Annotated in this window: 12 protein-coding genes; 6 read left to right on the top strand and 6 right to left on the bottom strand. The window is 60.1% G+C overall.

Annotated elements, in window-relative coordinates; genetic code table 11:
• Positions 1-225: 225 nt before the first annotated feature.
• Positions 226-678: an Lrp/AsnC family transcriptional regulator gene (locus tag GH657_RS08375; protein ID WP_153100265.1), complete on the bottom strand. Its 453-nt coding sequence runs from the start codon at positions 676-678 to the stop codon at positions 226-228.
• 322 nt (positions 679-1,000) lie between these two features.
• Between GH657_RS08375 and GH657_RS08370 the strand changes: the two genes are divergently transcribed.
• Complete coding sequence (locus GH657_RS08370; protein ID WP_153100264.1) at positions 1,001-1,573, top strand: Spy/CpxP family protein refolding chaperone; 573 nt, start codon at positions 1,001-1,003, stop codon at positions 1,571-1,573.
• Between the two features lie 155 nt (positions 1,574-1,728).
• Entirely contained in the window at positions 1,729-2,163 is a 435-nt protein-coding gene (locus tag GH657_RS08365) for a PGDYG domain-containing protein (protein WP_153100263.1), read from the top strand.
• Positions 2,164-2,239: 76 nt separating this feature from the next.
• Here the strand turns inward: GH657_RS08365 and GH657_RS08360 are convergent, their stop codons facing one another.
• The 5 genes from GH657_RS08360 to GH657_RS08340 all read right to left on the bottom strand — a co-directional run bounded on the left by GH657_RS08360 (position 2,240) and on the right by GH657_RS08340 (position 6,164).
• The gene (locus GH657_RS08360; protein ID WP_153100262.1) at positions 2,240-2,608 is read right to left on the bottom strand and encodes a DUF3022 domain-containing protein; all 369 of its coding nucleotides are present in this window, start codon (positions 2,606-2,608) and stop codon (positions 2,240-2,242) included.
• Positions 2,609-2,698: 90 nt separating this feature from the next.
• Complete coding sequence (locus GH657_RS08355) at positions 2,699-3,517, bottom strand: YhfC family intramembrane metalloprotease (RefSeq protein WP_153100261.1); 819 nt, start codon at positions 3,515-3,517, stop codon at positions 2,699-2,701.
• Between the two features lie 233 nt (positions 3,518-3,750).
• The gene (locus GH657_RS08350) at positions 3,751-4,674 is read right to left on the bottom strand and encodes a LysR family transcriptional regulator (protein WP_153100260.1); all 924 of its coding nucleotides are present in this window, start codon (positions 4,672-4,674) and stop codon (positions 3,751-3,753) included.
• Positions 4,675-4,761: 87 nt separating this feature from the next.
• Positions 4,762-5,160, bottom strand: coding sequence for a hypothetical protein (locus GH657_RS08345; protein WP_153100259.1), 399 nt, complete (start codon positions 5,158-5,160; stop codon positions 4,762-4,764).
• Positions 5,157-6,164: a hypothetical protein gene (locus GH657_RS08340; protein WP_153100258.1), complete on the bottom strand. Its 1,008-nt coding sequence runs from the start codon at positions 6,162-6,164 to the stop codon at positions 5,157-5,159. Before GH657_RS08340 ends, GH657_RS08345 begins: the two co-directional genes overlap by 4 nt.
• Before the next feature lie 465 nt (positions 6,165-6,629).
• Here GH657_RS08340 and GH657_RS08335 point away from each other — a divergent pair, with 465 nt between their 5' ends.
• From GH657_RS08335 to GH657_RS08320, 4 genes are all read left to right on the top strand, one after another.
• Entirely contained in the window at positions 6,630-7,811 is a 1,182-nt protein-coding gene (locus GH657_RS08335) for a YeiH family protein (protein ID WP_153100257.1), read from the top strand.
• Positions 7,812-8,108: 297 nt separating this feature from the next.
• A complete protein-coding gene (locus GH657_RS08330) occupies positions 8,109-9,842 on the top strand; it encodes a ClcB-like voltage-gated chloride channel protein (protein ID WP_153100256.1) in 1,734 nt (577 codons plus the stop codon).
• Positions 9,843-10,180: 338 nt separating this feature from the next.
• Positions 10,181-19,387: a hemagglutinin repeat-containing protein gene (locus GH657_RS08325; protein ID WP_153100255.1), complete on the top strand. Its 9,207-nt coding sequence runs from the start codon at positions 10,181-10,183 to the stop codon at positions 19,385-19,387.
• Entirely contained in the window at positions 19,384-19,665 is a 282-nt protein-coding gene (locus GH657_RS08320; protein ID WP_153100254.1) for a hypothetical protein, read from the top strand. The genes GH657_RS08325 and GH657_RS08320 overlap by 4 nt, the downstream gene beginning before the upstream one ends.
• Positions 19,666-19,679 lie beyond the last annotated feature (14 nt).

Genomic DNA, 19,679 nt, shown 5'->3' with positions numbered 1-19,679 from the left:
TTGTGATGGTGGCCGTTGCCTAGCCGTTGCCTAGCCGGTATGTAGCGGGCTTTAAGCGGAGTTTAAAGAGAAGACATGACGGAACCTAGCGCTAAAATGCTGCATTTCGACCAACAGTTTCGTCATTCAGACAAGCTTTCAAGACGAATTGCCGAAAACGAAAATTAAAACGAAGTTCATGCGGCAAAACGAAACTTGGCGGGCGCAGCAAGACCAACCCACCCGTCAAGCGCGGTCGATCTTGCGCGAGAGGATGATCGACGTCGTGGTGCGCTCCACACCAGCGAGGCTGCCAATCTGGTCGAGCAGGTCGTTCAGCCGCTCGGGCGAACTGGCGCGCAACCACGCGACATAATCGAACTCGCCGCTCACTGCGCACAACTGTTGCACCTCGGGCATCTTGCCCAGACGTTTTTGCACATCCGCGCCATATTTCGGCGCGGTGATAATGCCGACATAGGCATGAATGCTGGCGTCGAGGACCTCCTGACCGAGCCGCACGCTATAGCCCGCGATGATGTTCGTGCGCTCCAGCCGGGCAATCCGGGCCAGCACGGTGGTACGTGCCACACCGAGTTGCCGCGCCAGTTGAGCTACGCTTTCACGGGCGTTGGCCTGCAGTAGCGCCACCAGGTTACGGTCAAGTTCGTCAAGCGAGTCAAGGTGCGGAGGTCTCATGAGCGACGCAATGAAAGTCAAAAAAAGAGGGAAAAGACCACAACCGGCCACAACCGGCCACAACCGCCCGGCAAATTATCATCCGCCCAGGCCCTGCGGGCCCGATATCCGGGACTTCGACCAGGATAGGCGGCCTTGTCTCGAAACGCTCACGGCGCACGGATATCGTGATATTAATAACGCCCGCGGCAAAATAACTCAGCCCCGCCGCCTTCGTCTGGCGTTACCTCCGTGGCAAAAACAGCGCCATTGAGGTAGCCGGTGCCAGACAAAATGCCAGACAGGCTGTTTTGCCTAATCTCGAACAGCACAAGGAGTTTCCATGAAAAAAAGCCTCGTTGTTCTCGCTTGCTCACTCGTCATGAGCCCCGTATTTGCCCAATCCACGCCCGCTGCGGGTTCTGCGACTTCTGCTACGTCCGCGGCCCCCGCCGCAGCGTCAGTCGCCGCCACCTCGGCCGTGGCCGCCACAGACAAGACACAGCCGCAACACCACCGGGTTCACATCGAAAAACGCATCACTTATCTGCATACCCAACTCAAGATCACCCCTCAGCAGGAAGCACTATGGGGTGCCTTCGCGGGCGTGATGCGCAGCAACAGCGAAACCATGGACAAGCTCTACCAGCAACTCCGTAGCAACGCCAATGTGTCCGCGCTCGACAACATGAAGAATTACGCCGCGCTCACGCAAACCAATGCGGACGGCACCAAAAAGCTGGTTGAAGCATTCGAGCCGCTTTACAGCAACCTGTCGCCTGAGCAGAAAAAACTGGCGGATAAAACCTTCCGGCAGAGTTCGCCGATGCACCATCCGAAGCATTCGGGCCGCCACGGTGGCAGCAAAAAAGCCATGCCTGAAACCAGCCCAGACGAAGCCGCATCCAAGCCCTAACCCAGCCCTAACCCACCCTAAAAAGCACGCGAGGCACGCGCCACACGCAACACCAACACCAGGCATGACGCTACACACGGGCAGCCGGTACCACAAGCTGCCCGCTTTTTTTCTGCGTGTGTTTCATCACACGCTCGCTCAGGCCTCGACCTTCCATGCTCGAACTTACGCACCTTGATCTGCGCACCGACCCTCACGCGCAGCAGGTCATCAAAAACGAAACCGTCACCGTCGAATTTGCCACTGATCCCGGTGTCCTGATGAGCCTCGAAGGCCCCAACCGCTACGCCTGCGGTGACGCCTTAATCACCAGCGCAAACGGTGAGCGCTGGGTGGTTGCGCGAGCGCGTTTCGAGGCGAAATATCTCCCGCTTGAAACCACGCTGAGGCCTGGCATGCCGGGCGCCTATCGCAACCGGCCGGCCATCGTGCTAGCGCGACAAATGCACGAAGCATTCACGCTCGCGCGAGCGGCAGGCAGTGACGTGCTGCAAGGCGTCGCGGGCGATTGGGTCATGCAGTACGCGCCAGGCGACTACGGCGTGGTCCAGGCCGCCCGCTTTGACCGTGTCTATCAGCTTGCGTCCTGAACGCGCAGCGGCATCGCAACGGCAGCAGCGGCATTCGTGTTGCCGCATGGGCCTGACAGCGCCATGTGGTTGCGCCTCAGGCGAATTCATCGCCTAGCGTCAACGTGATTTCGCGCGGAATGGTTTCGCCATTGGCATGCTGTTCTTCGAGCGAACCGAGCGCCGCTTCGACATAAGCGCGCAGCACGGCAAAACTGCGTCCGTGCGCCGCCAGGCCCTGGGTGCGATAGCGCGCTAGCGCTGCGGGGGCAATCACGATATGCAACACCATGCGGCGCATGCCCGTGCCAAAACGCAGCGCGATCCAGTGGACCGCGAGCGTCGAGTCGGGATCCGCAGCGGCGCGCTGGATAAACTGCGTTTGCTCGGGGAAAAGATCGCTAATCACCCGCGCCAGCGCTTCGATCTCCGCGTCGATGCAATCGTATTGATAGGCTTCTTCCATGAGTCCCGTCGTGCCGTCGTGCACTCGTGCATTCGTGAATCAAACGGGCGGCGCACAAGCATTGCACCCTTGCGCCATGCCCCGTCACCGTTACGCTGACTGTCGCTGACGGCGATACAGCCGGATCAACCAGCCGGCCACGCCTAACGCACCCAGCACATACAGCGCGTCCGCGGCGATCAGCGGCAGCAGGCGCGCCTGCACCATCGCGGCGGGCACGTCGATCAGCGCGTGCACAACGATGGCAAGCGGCAGCACGCCGCGCCAGCCTGCGCGCACGCCACGCCACATCAACACCGACAAGCCAATCTGGAACACTAGCGCCGCCAACCGCTCCAGCACAAACAAACCGGCCATCAGAGGCGACAGGCTCGCCAGAACCAGGTGAACACGCATCAGCGCATCAAGCGGCAAATCGCTCAATTGGGCATCGAGCCGGTGACGGTTGGCCATCACCGCGAACGTAATCCACTGCACCTGCACCAGCACGCCGACCAGCCAGCTTTCTGCACCACCGTGGCCGATGCCATAAGCCAGCGCCGTTGAATCCGTGTGACGCGGCGTGCTCGCAGCCGGGGCCGGACTGGCCCCGGCGCGCCGCCAGATCAGGCGCATGGCGGCATAGCGGCCCACTTCCTCGCATACGCCTGCAACCAGCGCACCGTACAGCACAAACGCGAGCGGATTCGACAGCCACGCGGCCGTGGTGGCGTTTTGATGCAGCACATAGTCGTTCAATGCGCGCTCAAGCACCATCGCAAAGAGTGCGAACACCGCGATCCCCGCGACGGTATCGCGCCAGTTCAGCGCGTAAGGGCGACGCAAACGGCGATACAAAACGACCGGCACCGCGGCCACGCATAGCGTCGCCAGCGACAGGCTGGAGAGCGTCAACGGATTAACAAGCATGAGATTCCTTCCATGGGACAACGTGTTGCGATAAGGCGCTGGCGCGGCCGCACTGAAGTGGCAACAGGGCCGCGGCCCAATCCAGCAAACCATCTGGTTTACCGCGGAGTGGACTACTCCGGAACGGTCTACGCCAAAGTCAAGCGCCACCCCCACCGCAGAGAAGCCCGGATGATCGCAGATCAAGGCAGTCCTCGCTGCGCTCTGGGCCCGCGTGCCGTGAAAAAGCCGCTCTAGCCGCTTGAAGCGTCGTCCAGGCACAACGCTAAAAACCGTTCGGCCGCACGCGATGGCGTGCTGGCGTGCGGCACCAGAATCGAAAAACGCCGTATCAACGGTGTGGGGCTGAGTGAAAACGAACGGAGCGCCGGGTTTTCGTGACGCATCGACATCGCCGAGACAAAACCAATGCCCATCCCGGCGCGCACGGCTTCCTTCATGCCTTCGACACCGGCAATCTCAAGCGCAACCCGCATGGACAGGCCACTGTCGGCGAATGCCTGCTCGACGCTCTGCCGCACGCCCGAGCCCGCTTCGCGCAGCACCAGCGGATAGGCGCCCAGTTGCGCCAGCGTCAACCCTGGAGGGCCCTCGCCCTCGCCTTCATGCTCTTTCGCCTGGCGTTGCGCGAGGGGATGCTGGTGTGGCATGACCGCGACGATCTCGTCATCGCGCCATGCGTGAACGGCGGTATCGGACGGCAAACTGGCGCTCACCGGCCCCTCGACCAGCGCGATATCGAGCGCGGCCAGCGCACCGGTAATCTCGGCGCTGTTACCGCCTGCCGTCTGCAAGATCACATCGGGATAACGCCGATGAAAAGTAGCGATCAGGTACGGCAGCAGATACGAGGCGGGCGTTGTGCTGGCGCCGATCTTTAGCGTGCCGCTTTCCAGCCCCCGCACGGCATCGCGGTAGGCCCGCACCTGGGCATAGGTATCGCGCAGGCGCACGGCGTACAGCGCGAGCTGTTCACCCACCGCTGTCAGCCGCACGCCGCGGCCATCGCGTTGATAGAGCGGCTCGCCGAACGCCTCTTGCAACTGGCGCAACTGCCCCGAAACCGCAGGCTGTGACAAATGCAGCGCCTGTGCGGCCCGGCTAATGTTGCGGTGCTCGGCGACCGCGGCAAACGTTATAAGCTGATCGACTGTCATCGCGCTTAAATATCATACTTTCCGATAAAAAGCGGTATGCATAACATAGAGCAGTCAACACGGCCGTGGAGAACGAAGAGCAAGGTTTCACCCGCCGCAGTGATACCTGTTTCTATAGGCCCCCCAAGAACTACGTCGCCAAAACGGTGAATGTTCCCAGGTCATGGCCTGAATAAAGTTCCACTTTTGAGTATCTGGCGCGATTCCAATGTTTTTGAGTTGCGGCACATTGAATTCGACTTTAATTCTGTATATTTCTTCAAGCTTGAGCGACACCGCCGCAAAAAAGCGGATAGTCTCCTGGGGGAAATTTTTAATCAAATTTTCTTCCAAGCCATATTCCCCATAATAAAAAGTCAATTTTTTTAGTTTTGGAAAATGTTTTTTTGTTTTTGACACATACCTGACAAGTTCTTCAGTTGAATATCTCCAGGCAACCTTCTCCACACCTTTTAAATGCAAAACCTCAACCGATGGAAACGTCACGCTTTCAAATAAGTGATCCCCCCAAAAAAATCAGTTCTTTCGCATATTACCAGTTTTCTAACCGATTCATTATGGAGATTATCATTTTTTGTCACCTGATCAAAATCTATGTATAGCGTTTTCAGATTTTCAAATTTAGCCAGATCCCGAACTTGAAATCTTGATTTAATCTCTTTTTCCAGGCGATCACATTCATTGGTAGCAGCAATTATTTTTTCACCATTGAAAAACGACAACCATACACTGTCACGCCTTTTTTTTGCAAGCAAAAGCTGCTCATTCAATTGAGATAAAACACTTTTACTCTCCCCCAGATATTTAACTTTTAATTTTAATTTATCAATGACGGCAGCATTGGCATTCAGCGCACCAAGAGATTTTTCATCTTTAAAATGATCGATGCCGACATCGCACGCATTTAAATTCAGCGCACCCATGGATACGATTTCATCATTGAAAACTGGAAATTGACAACCCAGAGATAAAATAAAATCTTTTTTTCCTGAATCCCCCGCTTCCTGGAGTACTTCGTAGATACACTGGCGAAAATCGTCGCAATATGAATCTTGTGTTCCAGAGATTTTCATCCTGTAAAGTGGCGCGTTGCCATCCTTGCCAAATAAAAATTCGGCTACTTCTCTTTTTGTTGCCTCTTTTTTAGCTTCATTGTTTTCGAAAACCCTGCTGGATATTTCGTCCTGAAGCCACAAAAGCCCCTGTTCGCATGTCGCGTTCCCTCCAGGGAGATTCTTCATTATTTTTATGCGCAAGGCCATATTGTCCGCAATCTCATCAATCGGAATTTCATCAAGCGGACTGGAATTTAAAACACGGCGGGCTGACGTTCCCATACTGTCCGGATTGTCATCCATCACCTGGACGGAACGGCTGTCATGCACAAAATTTGTTGTCTGAATCTGTTCCTGTTGCCGGCGCAACCCGGTTGCATCGGCCTGCTCAACCCGATTCCCATTGAAAAAGGACTCCCGGTTATTTCCTGACATGCAATCGCCTGGTCCATTTCTGACAGATAGCAGTACATACCCGGCCGGCTTGGAATAACCCAGTCCCATAATTTATCTCTCCATTTATATGTAATCGTATTGAATCACCGCCACTGTTTGCCCCACGGTCTAAACTGGGCCGTCAAGCCCCCCGAAGCACAAAACCCGTGCGCGGTTACCCACCACCGCCGGACTCAGTCACCCACCGGTCTGAAACGTTCCATTAAAACGCCCCATCAGCATGCGCCCGCCGACATTCGGCTAAGCCATGCCCAAAGCGTTGCCTTGCCCTGGATACCCTAGCCACAATCATCGCCAATTCAATTAATTCAAGATTGAATCATCTGAATTTCCGATGATTTACCTCGCCAATCACAATTTTTCATCTCCCGCTATTCAAACTAGGATGAGGCCCGTCAAAAACCTTCTCCCATTGATCCCGTCTCGTCCCCCAAGCTCACTGTCATGTCCCCCGCTCCCCTCCCGGTCCGCACCGGTTCCGGTTCCGTTTCCCCTTCCCCTTCCGCTTCCGTTTCCATTTCCGCTGTCGCGGCTAAACCCGCGCGTTCCAAGGTTTCCCTGCCTGCGGCGCCTTCGTTCCGGGGACAGCTCAACGGCATTCTCTTCGTCGCCCTGTTCGCCCTCGCGGTGACTCAGATCGCCGCGCTGCCGATAATCAGCGGGCTTGGCTTAAGCCCGCTGATTATCGGCATCGTCGCCGGTGCGCTCTACGGCAACGTGCTCAACGATGGCCTGCCCGCCAGTTGGGCGGCTGGCGTGAATTTCTCGGCACGCCGGCTGCTGCGCCTCGCCGTCGCATTTTTCGGCTTGCGCATCAGCTTGCAAGAAGTTGCCCAGGTGGGCCTGCCTGGCCTGACGGTCTCGCTGCTGGTCGTCGTCAGCACGCTTTTCATCGGCACCTGGGCGGGCATGAAGCTCATGAAGCTGGACCGCGATACCGCCTTGCTCACCGCCGCTGGCAGTGCCATTTGCGGCGCGGCGGCGGTGCTGGCCTTCGAATCCACGCTTCAGTCCAAACCGCACAAGAGCGCCGTGGCCATCGGCAGTGTCGTGCTGTTCGGCACGCTGTCCATGTTTGCCTATCCGCTGCTGTTTCGCGCAGGCTGGCTGCCGCTGGATACTGTCGGCGCGGGACTGTTTTTTGGCGGCTCGATTCACGAGGTCGCGCAGGTGGTCGGTGCGGCCAGCAACGTCAACGCCGAAGCAGCGCATATCGCCACGATCGTGAAGATGACGCGCGTGATGCTGCTGGTGCCCGTGCTGCTGGTGCTAGGCGTATGGCTCAGCCGCCAGGCCCGGCGCGAAGCCGGGCCGGGTGCAGAAGCCAGCGCAAGTCCCAGCCGGAACGACACGCGCAAGCTGGCGGTACCCTGGTTCGCGCTGGGGTTTCTGGCGCTGGTTGGCGTGAATTCGCTGCATCTGCTGTCCAGCAGCGCCACGCAGACGTTAAATCTGCTCGATACGTTCGCGCTCACGATGGCGATGACCGCACTCGGAATCGAAACCCGCTTCTCGCAGATTCGTGAGGCCGGGCCACGAGCGCTGACGACCGGTCTGATCCTGTATGGCTGGCTAGTGTTCGGCGGGCTGGGCCTCACCTGGGCGGTACAACGGCTGCTGGGATAAATGGGTCGGTGGATCGGTGAATGAATGACTGATCGGGAGGGGAAACTTTCAGACGGCGGGAGGCCTGTTCTACGTTCTGCAAATGGGTAGCCCAATGATGGCAATGGGATATGTGTCGAAGTGTCGAAGTGTCGAAGTGTCGAAAAAATACCCCCTTTAAAAGTTACGGCTCCCCCATTTAGACAGCCCGGACTTACATTTCCTGGCCTTCGCTCACACCCGAGCACCTTGCCGCACGGCCTGCGCCACCGCCAGTGCTATTCTTGCGCCCGATGCCACCCACCTGCTGCCGTCCCCGTGCTTTCATTCCTGCTCAAGCTGCGCACCCGCACCCGTTTCCTCTTTCGCCTCTCGGATGCCCACACGATGCTGCTATGGTCCGCCATCGTGGGGGTGCTGGGAGCGTTTGCCACGGTGGCTTTCCGCGAAGGCATCGCGCTCTTGCAACAGGCTGTCTCGGGCCGTTCGGGCAGCCTCGTCGAAATGGCCCGGCGTCTGCCCTGGAGCACTCGCATCTGGCTGCCTGCGGCGGGTGGCCTGATCGCGGGCCTGATCCTGCTCATCGCACGGCGCGGCACCGATAAAAAAGCCCATACCGATTACATGGAAGCCGTAGCCATTGGCGACGGCGTGATCCCGGTGCGGCTCAGCCTGTGGCGCAGCCTGTCATCGCTCTTCACCATCGCCAGCGGCGGCTCGATTGGCCGCGAAGGCCCGATGGTCCAGCTCGCGGCGCTGTGCGCATCGCTGGTCGGACGCTGGGTGCATTTCGATCCAGCGCGCTTGCGCCTGCTAGTCGCCTGCGGCGCAGCGGCGGGCATTACCTCCGCCTATAACGCGCCGATTGCAGGCGCGTTCTTCGTCACGGAGATCGTGCTGGGCTCCATCGCCATGGAAAGTTTCGGCCCCGTCCTCGTGGCCTCGGTGGTCGCCAACATTACGATGCGCGAGTTCGCCGGCTACCGCCCCCCCTACGAGATGCCGGTGTTTCCCACCGTCACCGGGTTCGAAGTGCTGTTCTTCGTCGCACTCGGTGTGCTGTGTGGCGTGGCAGCGCCCCAGTTCCTGCGGCTGCTGGAGCGCTCGAAAAGTGTTTTTAACCGTTTGCCCCTGCCCTTGCCGCTGCGGCTGGCATTAGGCGGGCTGGCCGTCGGCCTGCTCTCGGTATGGACACCCGAGGTCTGGGGCAATGGCTATAGCGTCGTCAATTCGATCCTGCATTCGCCCTGGACCTGGAACGCGCTCGTGGTGGTGCTGATGTTCAAGCTGATCGCCACCGCCGCCACGGTGGGTTCGGGTGCCGTGGGCGGCATTTTTACGCCCACGCTGTTCGTCGGCGCGGTGCTCGGCTCGCTCTTTGGCGCAGGCCTGCACGCCTTGTGGCCGCATGCGACCTCGCTGCCGTTTGCTTATGCGATGGTCGGCATGGGCGCGTTTCTCGCAGGGGCCACCCAGGCGCCATTGATGGCCATTCTGATGATCTTCGAGATGACGTTGAGCTATCAGGTGGTGTTGCCGCTGATGCTGTCGTGCGTGATGGCGTATTTTGTCGCGCGGGCAATTGGCAAGACCTCGATGTACGAAATCACGCTGCACCGCAACCGCGAAGAGCAGGCGCAAATGCGGCTGCGCGCCACGCAGATGCGCGAACTGATCCGCGCGGCGCAAACCGTGGTGCCGCCCAGCGCAAGCGTGACGGAGATGACCCGCGTGTTTCTTGAGTACCCCGTGAAATATCTGTACGTCACCAGCGACGAGGGGAATTTGCTCGGGGTTGTCGCGCTCAAGGACATTACCTCGGACCTCCTGCAAAAACGCGACACCAGCCACAAGAGCGCCGCCGATTATCTTCAGCCGCCGATTGATGTGCTCACGCCCGATATGTCACTGAGTGCGGCGCTGGCACATTTCATGGCGTTTCAAGGCGAACGCCTGCCTGTCATCGAGAGCGCCGCGCAACCGAAACTCGCTGGTGTGGTTTATAAAAGCTCGTTGCTGGACGCTTATTTCCGGATGAATTCCACGCGCTAGGCCAGACGGCAATGGGCCAATGGGCCAATGGGAAGCCGCACCGGCCCTCGTTTCTGTTTGACTCGCGTGGCGCGGCGTCACCTTGCGGTGGCCGGTGTCTCCCGACACGTCTATTCCGAGCCGCTGATCACGCCCCATTGGTCTGGCTGTTCAGCCTGTCTCACAGCGAGGCTTTTTTCCCGCTCAGGCAACGCGATATCCCGCTGATGCTCTATAGGACAAGTACGATTTAATAAAAACGTTGCAGCATGGCGAATTTTTGCAAAGTGTTGACAATTCGTTTGCCTGATTTCCGCTAGTTTACGGCCGGTTAATAATCCGTAATACGAAGCATAAGAATGAATCGGAAGACCTACCGGCTGGTTTACAGCCGACTGAGAGGAATGCTTGTCGCCGTCGAGGAAACCGCTACGGCAACGGGCAAACAGGCGGGAGAGACCACGGCAAGCAGCGGAAAATCACAGGGTGTGATTTTTTCGCTGCGGCAGCTTGCGTTCGCCACGCTCGCGCTCCTTGGCGCACTGCCATCGCTGTCGGGCGCACAGATTGTTCCGGGCGGCGCACAGGCACCTTCGGTCGTACAGACACGCAATGGCCTCGATCAGGTGAACATCAACCGGCCCTCGGGTGCGGGTGTGTCGATGAATACCTATGGCCGGTTCGACGTGCCGTCGAAAGGCGCGATCCTGAACAACTCCCCGGTGATCGTGCAGACGCAGCAAGCAGGCATGATTAACGGGAATCCGAACTTCGGCCCCGGCCAGTCCACGCGCGTCATTGTCAACCAGGTGAACAGCAGCGCGGCGAGCCAGATCAACGGGGCTCTGGAAGTGGCGGGCCCGCGCGCGGAGGTCGTCATCGCAAACGGAAGCGGGATTTCCGTGAACGGTGGTGGCTTTATCAATACGTCCAGAGCCATTCTCACCACGGGCACGCCGAACTTTGCACAGGACGGTTCGCTCTCGGGCTTTAACGTGACGGGCGGCCATATCATCGTGCAGGGCGCAGGGCTGAATGCGGGAGAGACCGATCAGGTTGACCTGCTGTCCCGCGCCGTGCAGGCGAACGCAGCCATCTATGCGAAGAACCTGAATGTCGTGACCGGTGCGAACCGTATCAGTCATGACACGCTCAATGCAACGCCTATCGCGGGCGATGCTCAGACGTCGGGTGTCTCGATCGACGTGAGCCAGCTTGGCGGTATGTACGCGAACAAGATCATTCTGGTGGGCACCGAACACGGTGTCGGTGTGTCCACCCAAGGCGTGCTGGCTGCACAGTCGGGTGATCTGACATTGACGACGCAGGGCAAGCTCATCCTAGCCGGGCAGACCAACGCGAGCGGCAACATGACGCTCTCCGCAGCAGGCGGTATCGACAACAACGGGACCACTTACGCGCAACAGAATGTCACGGCGCACACATCGGGCGCACTGACAAACAGCGGCATGCTGGCCGCGCGGCAGAACACGATGGTCAAGGCGGGCAGCATCGCCTCGACCGGCACGCTTGGCGCAGGCGTGAACGGGGACGGCAGCCTCGCACAGTCCGGTGACCTGTCGGCGACGGTGGGCGGCATGCTGGCCGCGACCGGCCGCAATGCAGCGGGTGGGAATGCCGTGCTGAACGGCGCATCGGTCAATCTCGCCGGCAGTCGTACCTCGGCCAGCGGTGCACTGGCACTGACGGCCAGCAGCGGCGACCTGAACCTGGCGGGCGCAACGGTGACGGCGGGAACCGCGCTGGACACGCGCGCTTCCGGGGCGCTCACGAACGACGGCGGTGCACTGTCCTCGGGCGGGGCGCAGACCATCACGGCGAGCGCACTGTCCAACCGCAACGGGCAAATCGTCTCGAACGGTACGCTCAACGTCGCAGCAACAGGTGACTTGCACAACCAAAGCGGCACGCTGCAGTCCTCAGGCGCCCTCTTCGTCAATGCGGGTTCGCTCGACAACACGGGAGGTCATGTTGCAGCGCTGGGCGCGGATGCCCTGACGCTGGCGGTGGGTGGCCTGCTGAACAACGGCGCAGGTGGCGCTATGGGTGGCAACGGCAATGTGGACGTGCAGGCCGCTCAGATCTCGAACGCGGGTTCGATCACGGCGGTGCAGTCGCTGATGGCCCGCGCCATGCAGACACTGTTCAACCGTGGCACGTTGGCGGCGAACGGCAATGTCACGCTGGCCGCAGGTTCGACGCTGACAAATGCGAATACCCTCGCGGCAGGTCATCTTGTGACACTCACGGCGGCCACCTTCGACAACAGCCACGGGCACCTCAATGCAGACCAGCTCGCGCTGCATGCCGCGAACCTGGCCAACCACGGCGGCCGCATCACACAGACCGGCACCGGCGCGACGACCGTCGATGTAACCGGGACGCTCGACAATTCAGGCGGCATGCTTCAGACCAACAGCGACAGCGTGGCGCTCAGCCCCGCTACGCTCATTAACGACAGCGGAACGATTGCCAGCTCCGGCACCGGTACGCTGTCGGTCAATACCGCTACGCTTTCGAACAGCGGCGGCACGATTGCGACAAATGGTGCACTCGATCTCCATTCGGGTGCCGTATCGAACCGTGGCGGCACGCTGGCGGCACAGACAGGTGCGACACTCCACGTCGCCTCGCTGGACAACAGCGCGGGCGGCCATATTGGCGCACGGAGCGTTTCGCTAACGGACACGGGCGCGCTGAATAACGCGGGCGGCACCCTCCAGGCGGACGATACGCTGTCCGTCTCCGCGCAATCGGTTGCCAATCAGGGCGGCTCCATCGCCAACGGCGGTACCGGTATGACGACGGTTGCCGCCAGCGGCGCGATCTCTAATACGGCCCATGGCCTGATAGGTGGCAACGGCAAGGTGTCGGTGTCGGGTGGCAGCATTAGCAATGCGGGCGGCACCGTCACGGCGGGCGGCGCGGCTACGGTGCAGTCCGCCAGCAAGCTCGATAACCGGGCGGGCCTGGTCCAGGGCAGCGGCACTGTCTCCGTGTCTGCGCAAGGCGCTATCGACAACACGGGCGGACAGATCGAGGCTGACGCGACGGTAGACAACGCCGCTGCAACGCTGGCTGTCTCGGGCGCATCGCTCGACAACACGAACGGACGCATTGCGAACACCGGCTCGGGTGCGACGAGCGTCAGCGCGGCCACCGTCACGAACAGCAATACGGGCGGCGTCGCGGGTGCAGGCACCATCGGCGGCAACGGCGATCTGGCCGTGAAAGCGGACACGCTGTCGAACACCAACGGCGCGCAGCTCGTGTCAGGCCATGACCTCACGCTTGAGATTACACAGCTCGCGGACAACACCCACGCCACCCTGTCAGGTTCGAACAGCGTCACGCTCAACGGCCCCAACGCAGGCATCGTCAATGCAAGCGGTTCGATCTACGGGAACGGTGCGATTGCGCTCAATGCGGCCTCGCTCGACAACACGTCGGGCCGCATCGGCAACGACACGGGCAGCAGCGGTTCGGTATCCGTCAATACGGGCACGCTGGCGAACCAGAATGGCGCGATTGGCAGCGGCCAGAATCTGTCGGTCTCGACGAACCAGCTCACGGGCGATGGCCGGATCATCGCCGGGAATGACGGTGCGGTCACGGTCAACGGCAACTACACGCTCACCGGAAGCAATCGGATTCAGGCTAACCACAATCTGACGTTCACGATTGCGGGCAGCTTCACGAACCAGGGCACGCTCAGTGCAGTGAATGCATTAACGGTGAACGCGGCGAACATCGACAACCAGGTGGGTGCAGGCCTGAATGCGTCGACCACGACCCTCAATGTCGAGAACGCGATCTCCAACAAAGGCCGCATCGAAGGCAACACCGTTGCGACACACAGCGGATCGCTGATCAACATGGCAGCCATCATCGGCAACACGGTTACGCTGAACGCCCGCCACTCTATCGTCAACACCGGCGCGGCCGCTGTGATGGCCGCTGCGTCACAACTGAATCTGTACTCGCCTGGCGATATCTCCAACACAGGTGGCGCAAACCTCTTCAGCCTGGCTGAGATCAACCTTGCAGCGGACGCCACCCGCGACGCGAACGGCGTGCTAGCGAACCGCAGCCACGCCGTCACCAACGATCAGTCCACCATTGAGGCACAAGGCAACATCGAGATTGCCACGCAAACGCTAACCAACACGCGCCCCGCGCCGACGGTCGAGACGGTGACAACCGGTGTCGATACGGTCCACCAGACCAAGCGCTCGAAGTACATGGCCTGTACAACGACGAATGCCGACAAGGGTTACTGTACGCAGGCCATGTGGGACAACGGCTATCGTGCGCCGCTCGACACAACCTTCTCCAGCGCAGATGTTGTGTCGCAGACATCCGGTCCGAATGCGACCGACAGAATGCTGGTTGTGAACATCAACGGCCAGCCGCAGACGATCTACTACAACACGCTGAAAGCCAACCCTGACGGCACGATCACCGCCCGCTATTGGGACAGCTACGATCCGAACGTCAACTACGATCCCGGCACCGAATACGCATCGCGCAACGACGCGCATAAGGGTTACCAGCGCGTCGAGATCGCACGCGACACGACCACCACCACGCAGCAAGACCAGGTAAGCGGCCCGCAAGCGCAGCAGGCGCAGATCATGACAGGCGGCAACATGATGCTCGCCAACGTTGGCATGCTGAACAACGCCTTCAGCGCCATCGGCGCACGTGGCTCGATCCAGATCGGCAGCACCCACGCGAGCGGCGATGTGGCGAGCGGCAACTATGGCGGGACACTCGTCAACAACCTCGGCCAGACGCTCTACCAGTACCAGAAGCAGGACATCGTTTCGACCTACGCATGGAACGAAAATATTTCGCGCGATGTCGGCACCGTGGTCGAGCCATCGATTGTCCTGTCGCCAGTCGCAATGGGCGGCACAGGCGGCACGATCATCTCGAACCATTCGGTGCGGATCAACGCGACCGATATCAACAACACGAACGTGGCGGCGGCGAACTCCGCGACCGGCGCCACAGGCGGCACGCTAGGTGCGAACGGCACCGTGGGCGGCATCACAGGGACGGGCGCACAGACCGTCAACCTCGCCACGGGACAAACGCAGACCATTAACGCACCCCAGTCGATTGCCGGGCCGGGCGGCGCGCTCAGCATCACGCTGCCATCGAGCGGACTGTACACGCTCAACACGGCCCCAGGCGCGTCATATCTCGTCGTTACCGATCCGCGACTGACGCGTTACACGAGTTTCATCTCGAGCGACTACATGCTGAGGGCGCTCGGCCTCGACCCGTCGAAGACCATCAAGAGGCTGGGCGATGGCGTATATGAAGAGCAGCGGGTGCGCAACCAGATCACGCAGCTCACGGGGCGCGCCTCTCTGCAGGGTTACACCAGCAACGAGGACGAGTACCGCGCGCTGATGAACAACGGCGTGAATGTCGCCAAGGCATTCAATCTTGAACCGGGCCTGGCGCTGACTGCGGCGCAAATGGATGCGCTTACCAGCGATATCGTCTGGCTGGTGAAGCAGACGGTGACGCTGCCGGACGGCAGCACGCAGCAGGTGCTGGCACCGGTCGTCTATCTGGCACGGACACACGCGAACGACCTGCAACCGACCGGTGCGCTGATCGCAGCCGATGATGTGCAAATACACGCCACCGGCAGCGCAACGAACTCCGGCGTGATCAAGGGCGGCACACAAACTGTTGTCGCTGCGACCAGCATCCTGAACCGGGGCGGCTCGATCCGCAGCAGCACAGACACCGGCACAACCCTGGTTTCCGCGACGAATGACGTGGTGAACGCGTCGGGACGCATCACCGGTAACCGGGTTGCCGTGCTCGCCGGTCATGACATCGTGAACACGACGCTAGTGGATACCGTAGGCGTCAGTTCGGCGGCCGGCAACAGCAAGGTCAGCCAGAGTCTGCTCGGAGCACAAGGCACGATTGCATCGACCGGTGATCTGCTGGTCGTGGCGGGCAATGACCTCGCGCTTCACGGTACAAGCATCGCTGCAAACGGGAAGGCACAGATCGCGGCAGGACACGACATCACGGTGGATACCGTGCAGTCGAAGACATCGCAGTCGGTAACGAAGAATGCGAACCATCACTGGGAAGCCAGCAGCACGCTCAACCAGACCAGCGGCATCAGCGCTCGCGGCAGTCTCGCGGCGCAAAGCGGCAACGATACGACGCTCAAGGGAGCGACGCTCAGCGCGGGGGGTGACATGGCGGTGATCGCGGGCGGCAACCTGACGGCGGCGAGCGTCACGAATACCGCGACCTACAACAATGTCGCGGCGGACGACAAAACCCGCAAGCAGGCCGACCGCAGCTACGACGAGCAGGCAGCCGGAACCCACATCAGCGCGGGCGGCAAGGCCACGCTCGCAGCCCTGGGCACCGATCCCGGCGGAGGTCACGTTACGCTCACGGGTTCATCGCTGGCAGCAGGCAGCGGCGCAGCAACCATCGCGGCCACGGGGGACGTGACCCTCAACGAAAGCCACGAAGAACACGATTCGTACTCGGCTAGCCAATCGAAGCGTGGCAGCTTTGTACATGGCTCGACCACCGACACGATGCAGAACACGCAAGCGAACATCAGCATGGGCAGCACCGTGTCCGGCGATACGGTCACGCTCAGCGCGGGCAAGGACTTGAGTGTGAAAGGTTCGACCATCGCCGGCACGCACGACGTGAATCTGGCAGCAGCAGGCAATATGAATATCACGACCTCGCAGGACACGCAGGGCACATCGGGCTACTACCGGAAGCACGAATCCGGCCTTGGCACCGGCGGCGGGATCGGCATTTCGGTGGGCAGCAAGACGCAGACCGACACGGCCAATACCACACAGGTCACGAACACGGGCAGCACGGTCGGCTCGCTCGATGGCAGTCTGAACATCACCGCAGGCAAGGACCTGCACGTCACGGGCAGTAATCTGATCGCAGCGCAAAACGTGACGGGCACAGGCGCGAACGTCACGCTTGACTCCGCCGTCGATACGAGGCGCCACGGCGAGACGCATGAGGTCAAACAGAGTGGCTTTACCCTCGCAATCAAGGCCCCGATGATTGATGCGGTTTCCAACACGGTGGACCAGGCGCACGCAGCAAGCCATAGCCAGGAGGGTCGCGCGGCGGCACTGCATGGCCTGGCGGCAGCAAGCGGCGCGATTGATGCGGCCGGTGCGGCCGGCAACGCATTGGGCGACATGGCCAACGGAAACAAGCCCGAAGGAAAGATCGAACTCAGTTACGGCAGCAGCCGCAGCAAGAATACCTACACAGAAGGCAGCACAACCCGTCGCGGCTCACGTGCCACTGCGGGCGGCACGGCAGCATTCGTCGCTACCGGCGACGGCACGCCGGGAAGCGGCAACCTGACAGTTGCAGGTTCGAACGTGAACGCAAACGACGTGATCCTCGCAGCAAGGAACCAGCTCAATCTCGTGAACACGACCGATACCGGCTCGACACGCAGCAGCAACGAATCCAGCAGCGCGAGCGTGGGCATCGCCTATGGCACGCAGGGCTTCAGTGTCGATGCGTCGATGTCGAAGGCGCACGGCAATGGCAACAGCGATACCACCATGCAGAACAACACACAGGTGACAGCGGCCAATACCGCGACGATCATTTCAGGGGGCGACGCCAACATCATCGGGGCTAACGTCAAGGGTGCCCAGGTGAACGCCGATATCGGCGGCAACCTGAACATCGCCAGCGTGCAGGACACGATGTCCAGCGCGGCCCATCGGGAGAGCACGGGCGGTGGATTTTCGATCAGCCAGGGCGGCGGCAGCGCGAGCTTCAGCCATACCCACGCGAACGCCAACGGCAGCTACGCGGGCGTGAACAAACAGGCAGGCATCCAGGCGGGCGATGGCGGGTTCAATATCAATGTCAAAGGCCATACCGACCTCAGGGGCGCGGTGATCGCGGGCGATGCCAATGCGTCGAAGAACAACCTGTCCACGGGCACGCTGAGCTTCAGCGATATCCAGAACCAGTCCCGCTATGACGCGCACTCGGGCGGCTTCAGCGCAGGCGTGACGAGCGGCGACGGCGGCGCGAACTACCGCACGCATGGCAATACCTCAGGGAAGAATGCCGGTGGTGGTGCGCCGATGCTGAGCCAGAACGACAGCGGCAGTGACCGTGCGAGCACGCGTAGCGGCGTTAGCGCGGGCACCATCAGCGTGAAGGATGCCGCGAACCAGACCTCCTCCAAGGGGAGCGCCTTCGGGGCGCAGGACGTCGCCAGCCTGAACCGTGATACAACGAACACGAACGGCACCGTTGCCAAACTGCCCGACGTAAACAACCTGCTCGACCGCCAGGCCGACATGATGGCGGCGGCCAGCGCTGCCGGTGAAGCGGTATCGCGGCGCATTGGTGACTTTGCACAGTCGAAGTACGACGAGGCGAAGGCCAACGGCGATCTGGCCGGGATGGATGCGTGGAAGGAAGGCGGCACGGCTCGCGCGGAAATGCAGGCGGCAGGCGCGGCACTCGTGACCGGCCTTGCGGGCGGCAATGCGCTCGGCGGTGCAGCGGGCGCGGGGATCGCCTCGATTGCCGCGGGCAAGCTGAACCAACTTGGCGGTGCCATTGCAGGTTCAGACCCAACGGGTAATGCGGATATGAACCAGGCGCTTGGCAATATCGTGGCAAACGTCATTGCAACCGGTGCGGGGGCGGCTGTTGGGGGTAATGCGGGGGCGTTTGGAGGGTATAACGTGGACCGCTTTAACCGACAACTTCATCACGATGAGAGAAGCGCAATAGAAAAAAAGGCAGGCAAGGACAAGGCCGAAGAGGAACGGCTGACAAAAGCGGCATGTCTTGCGGTCAAGTGCTGGGCGGAATTCAAGCCGGGCAGCGACGAGTACAACAGGAACTATGTCAGCCAGGTTGAGGCATCACAGTTGCAGCCGGAAATCGACTGGGTGAACCGGCAGAAGGAAGCGGGACTGTTCAATTACACGCCGGGGCAGAAAATCGGCGATGCCGTGAAGAGTGATCCGGTGGGGGTGGCGAAGGATGTCGCCAAGGTGGTCGTTGGAGGGGTGACGGCGAATACGGGGGGAGCATTTTGTACGACGGGTTTAGGGTGTGCGGTCGGTGGCTGGATGGCCACAATGGGGATGAGTGAAGCGGTCGAAGGAGGCAGTGGTTTATACAACCGCTATAACGGTGTAAATACCCCCGGGGATAATCCGTTGCGATGGGGGTTCAATCAACTGAACCCTACATGGGGCGACACTGTATATGACAGTGTTAATTTTGGCGCTACGGTTTTGGCATTGAAGGTCCCGGTTCCATTAAATGTGGGAATTGCTGATGGTTTGAATCGACCTGTATCAATGTTCGGAGTAACCGTGCCGCGCATTAATAATGTTAATTTGCTGCCTTTTATTAAACAACCTTGGCCGTATGGCACAACACAGGGGGTCTTGATTTTTAGTGTTGGTTCGAAAGGGGTGACGGTCATCAATGATATCCGTAATGCCGGGGATAATAAATGAACTGGCGTAGACTTTATGCGACCACTCAGATATGGCTTGTAGTTTGTTTGGCATCGGCGTTTGGAGCAGGATGTTGGGCTTTTATTGCCGCTGGAATTTGCCGTATCACGTTCAACCTAGGTGATAATCAAGCAATGTTATTGGTCTTCTTTCCATTATTTATTATTCTGCTGCTGATATTTATAAAACATTTACCGAAGCCATTACGCAAGGCGGGAATGCTAAGCGATGCTCCCGAGAAATTCGGTCCCTGGTTCAAACAGGACTCGAAACCCTGAAACAACGAACCCGG

This window comes from Paraburkholderia hayleyella, from assembly GCF_009455685.1.
Taxonomy (GTDB): Bacteria; Pseudomonadota; Gammaproteobacteria; order Burkholderiales; family Burkholderiaceae; genus Paraburkholderia; species Paraburkholderia hayleyella.
The sequence above is the reverse complement of the archived record's forward strand: the minus strand, read 5'-3'. Positions and strand labels throughout refer to the sequence as shown.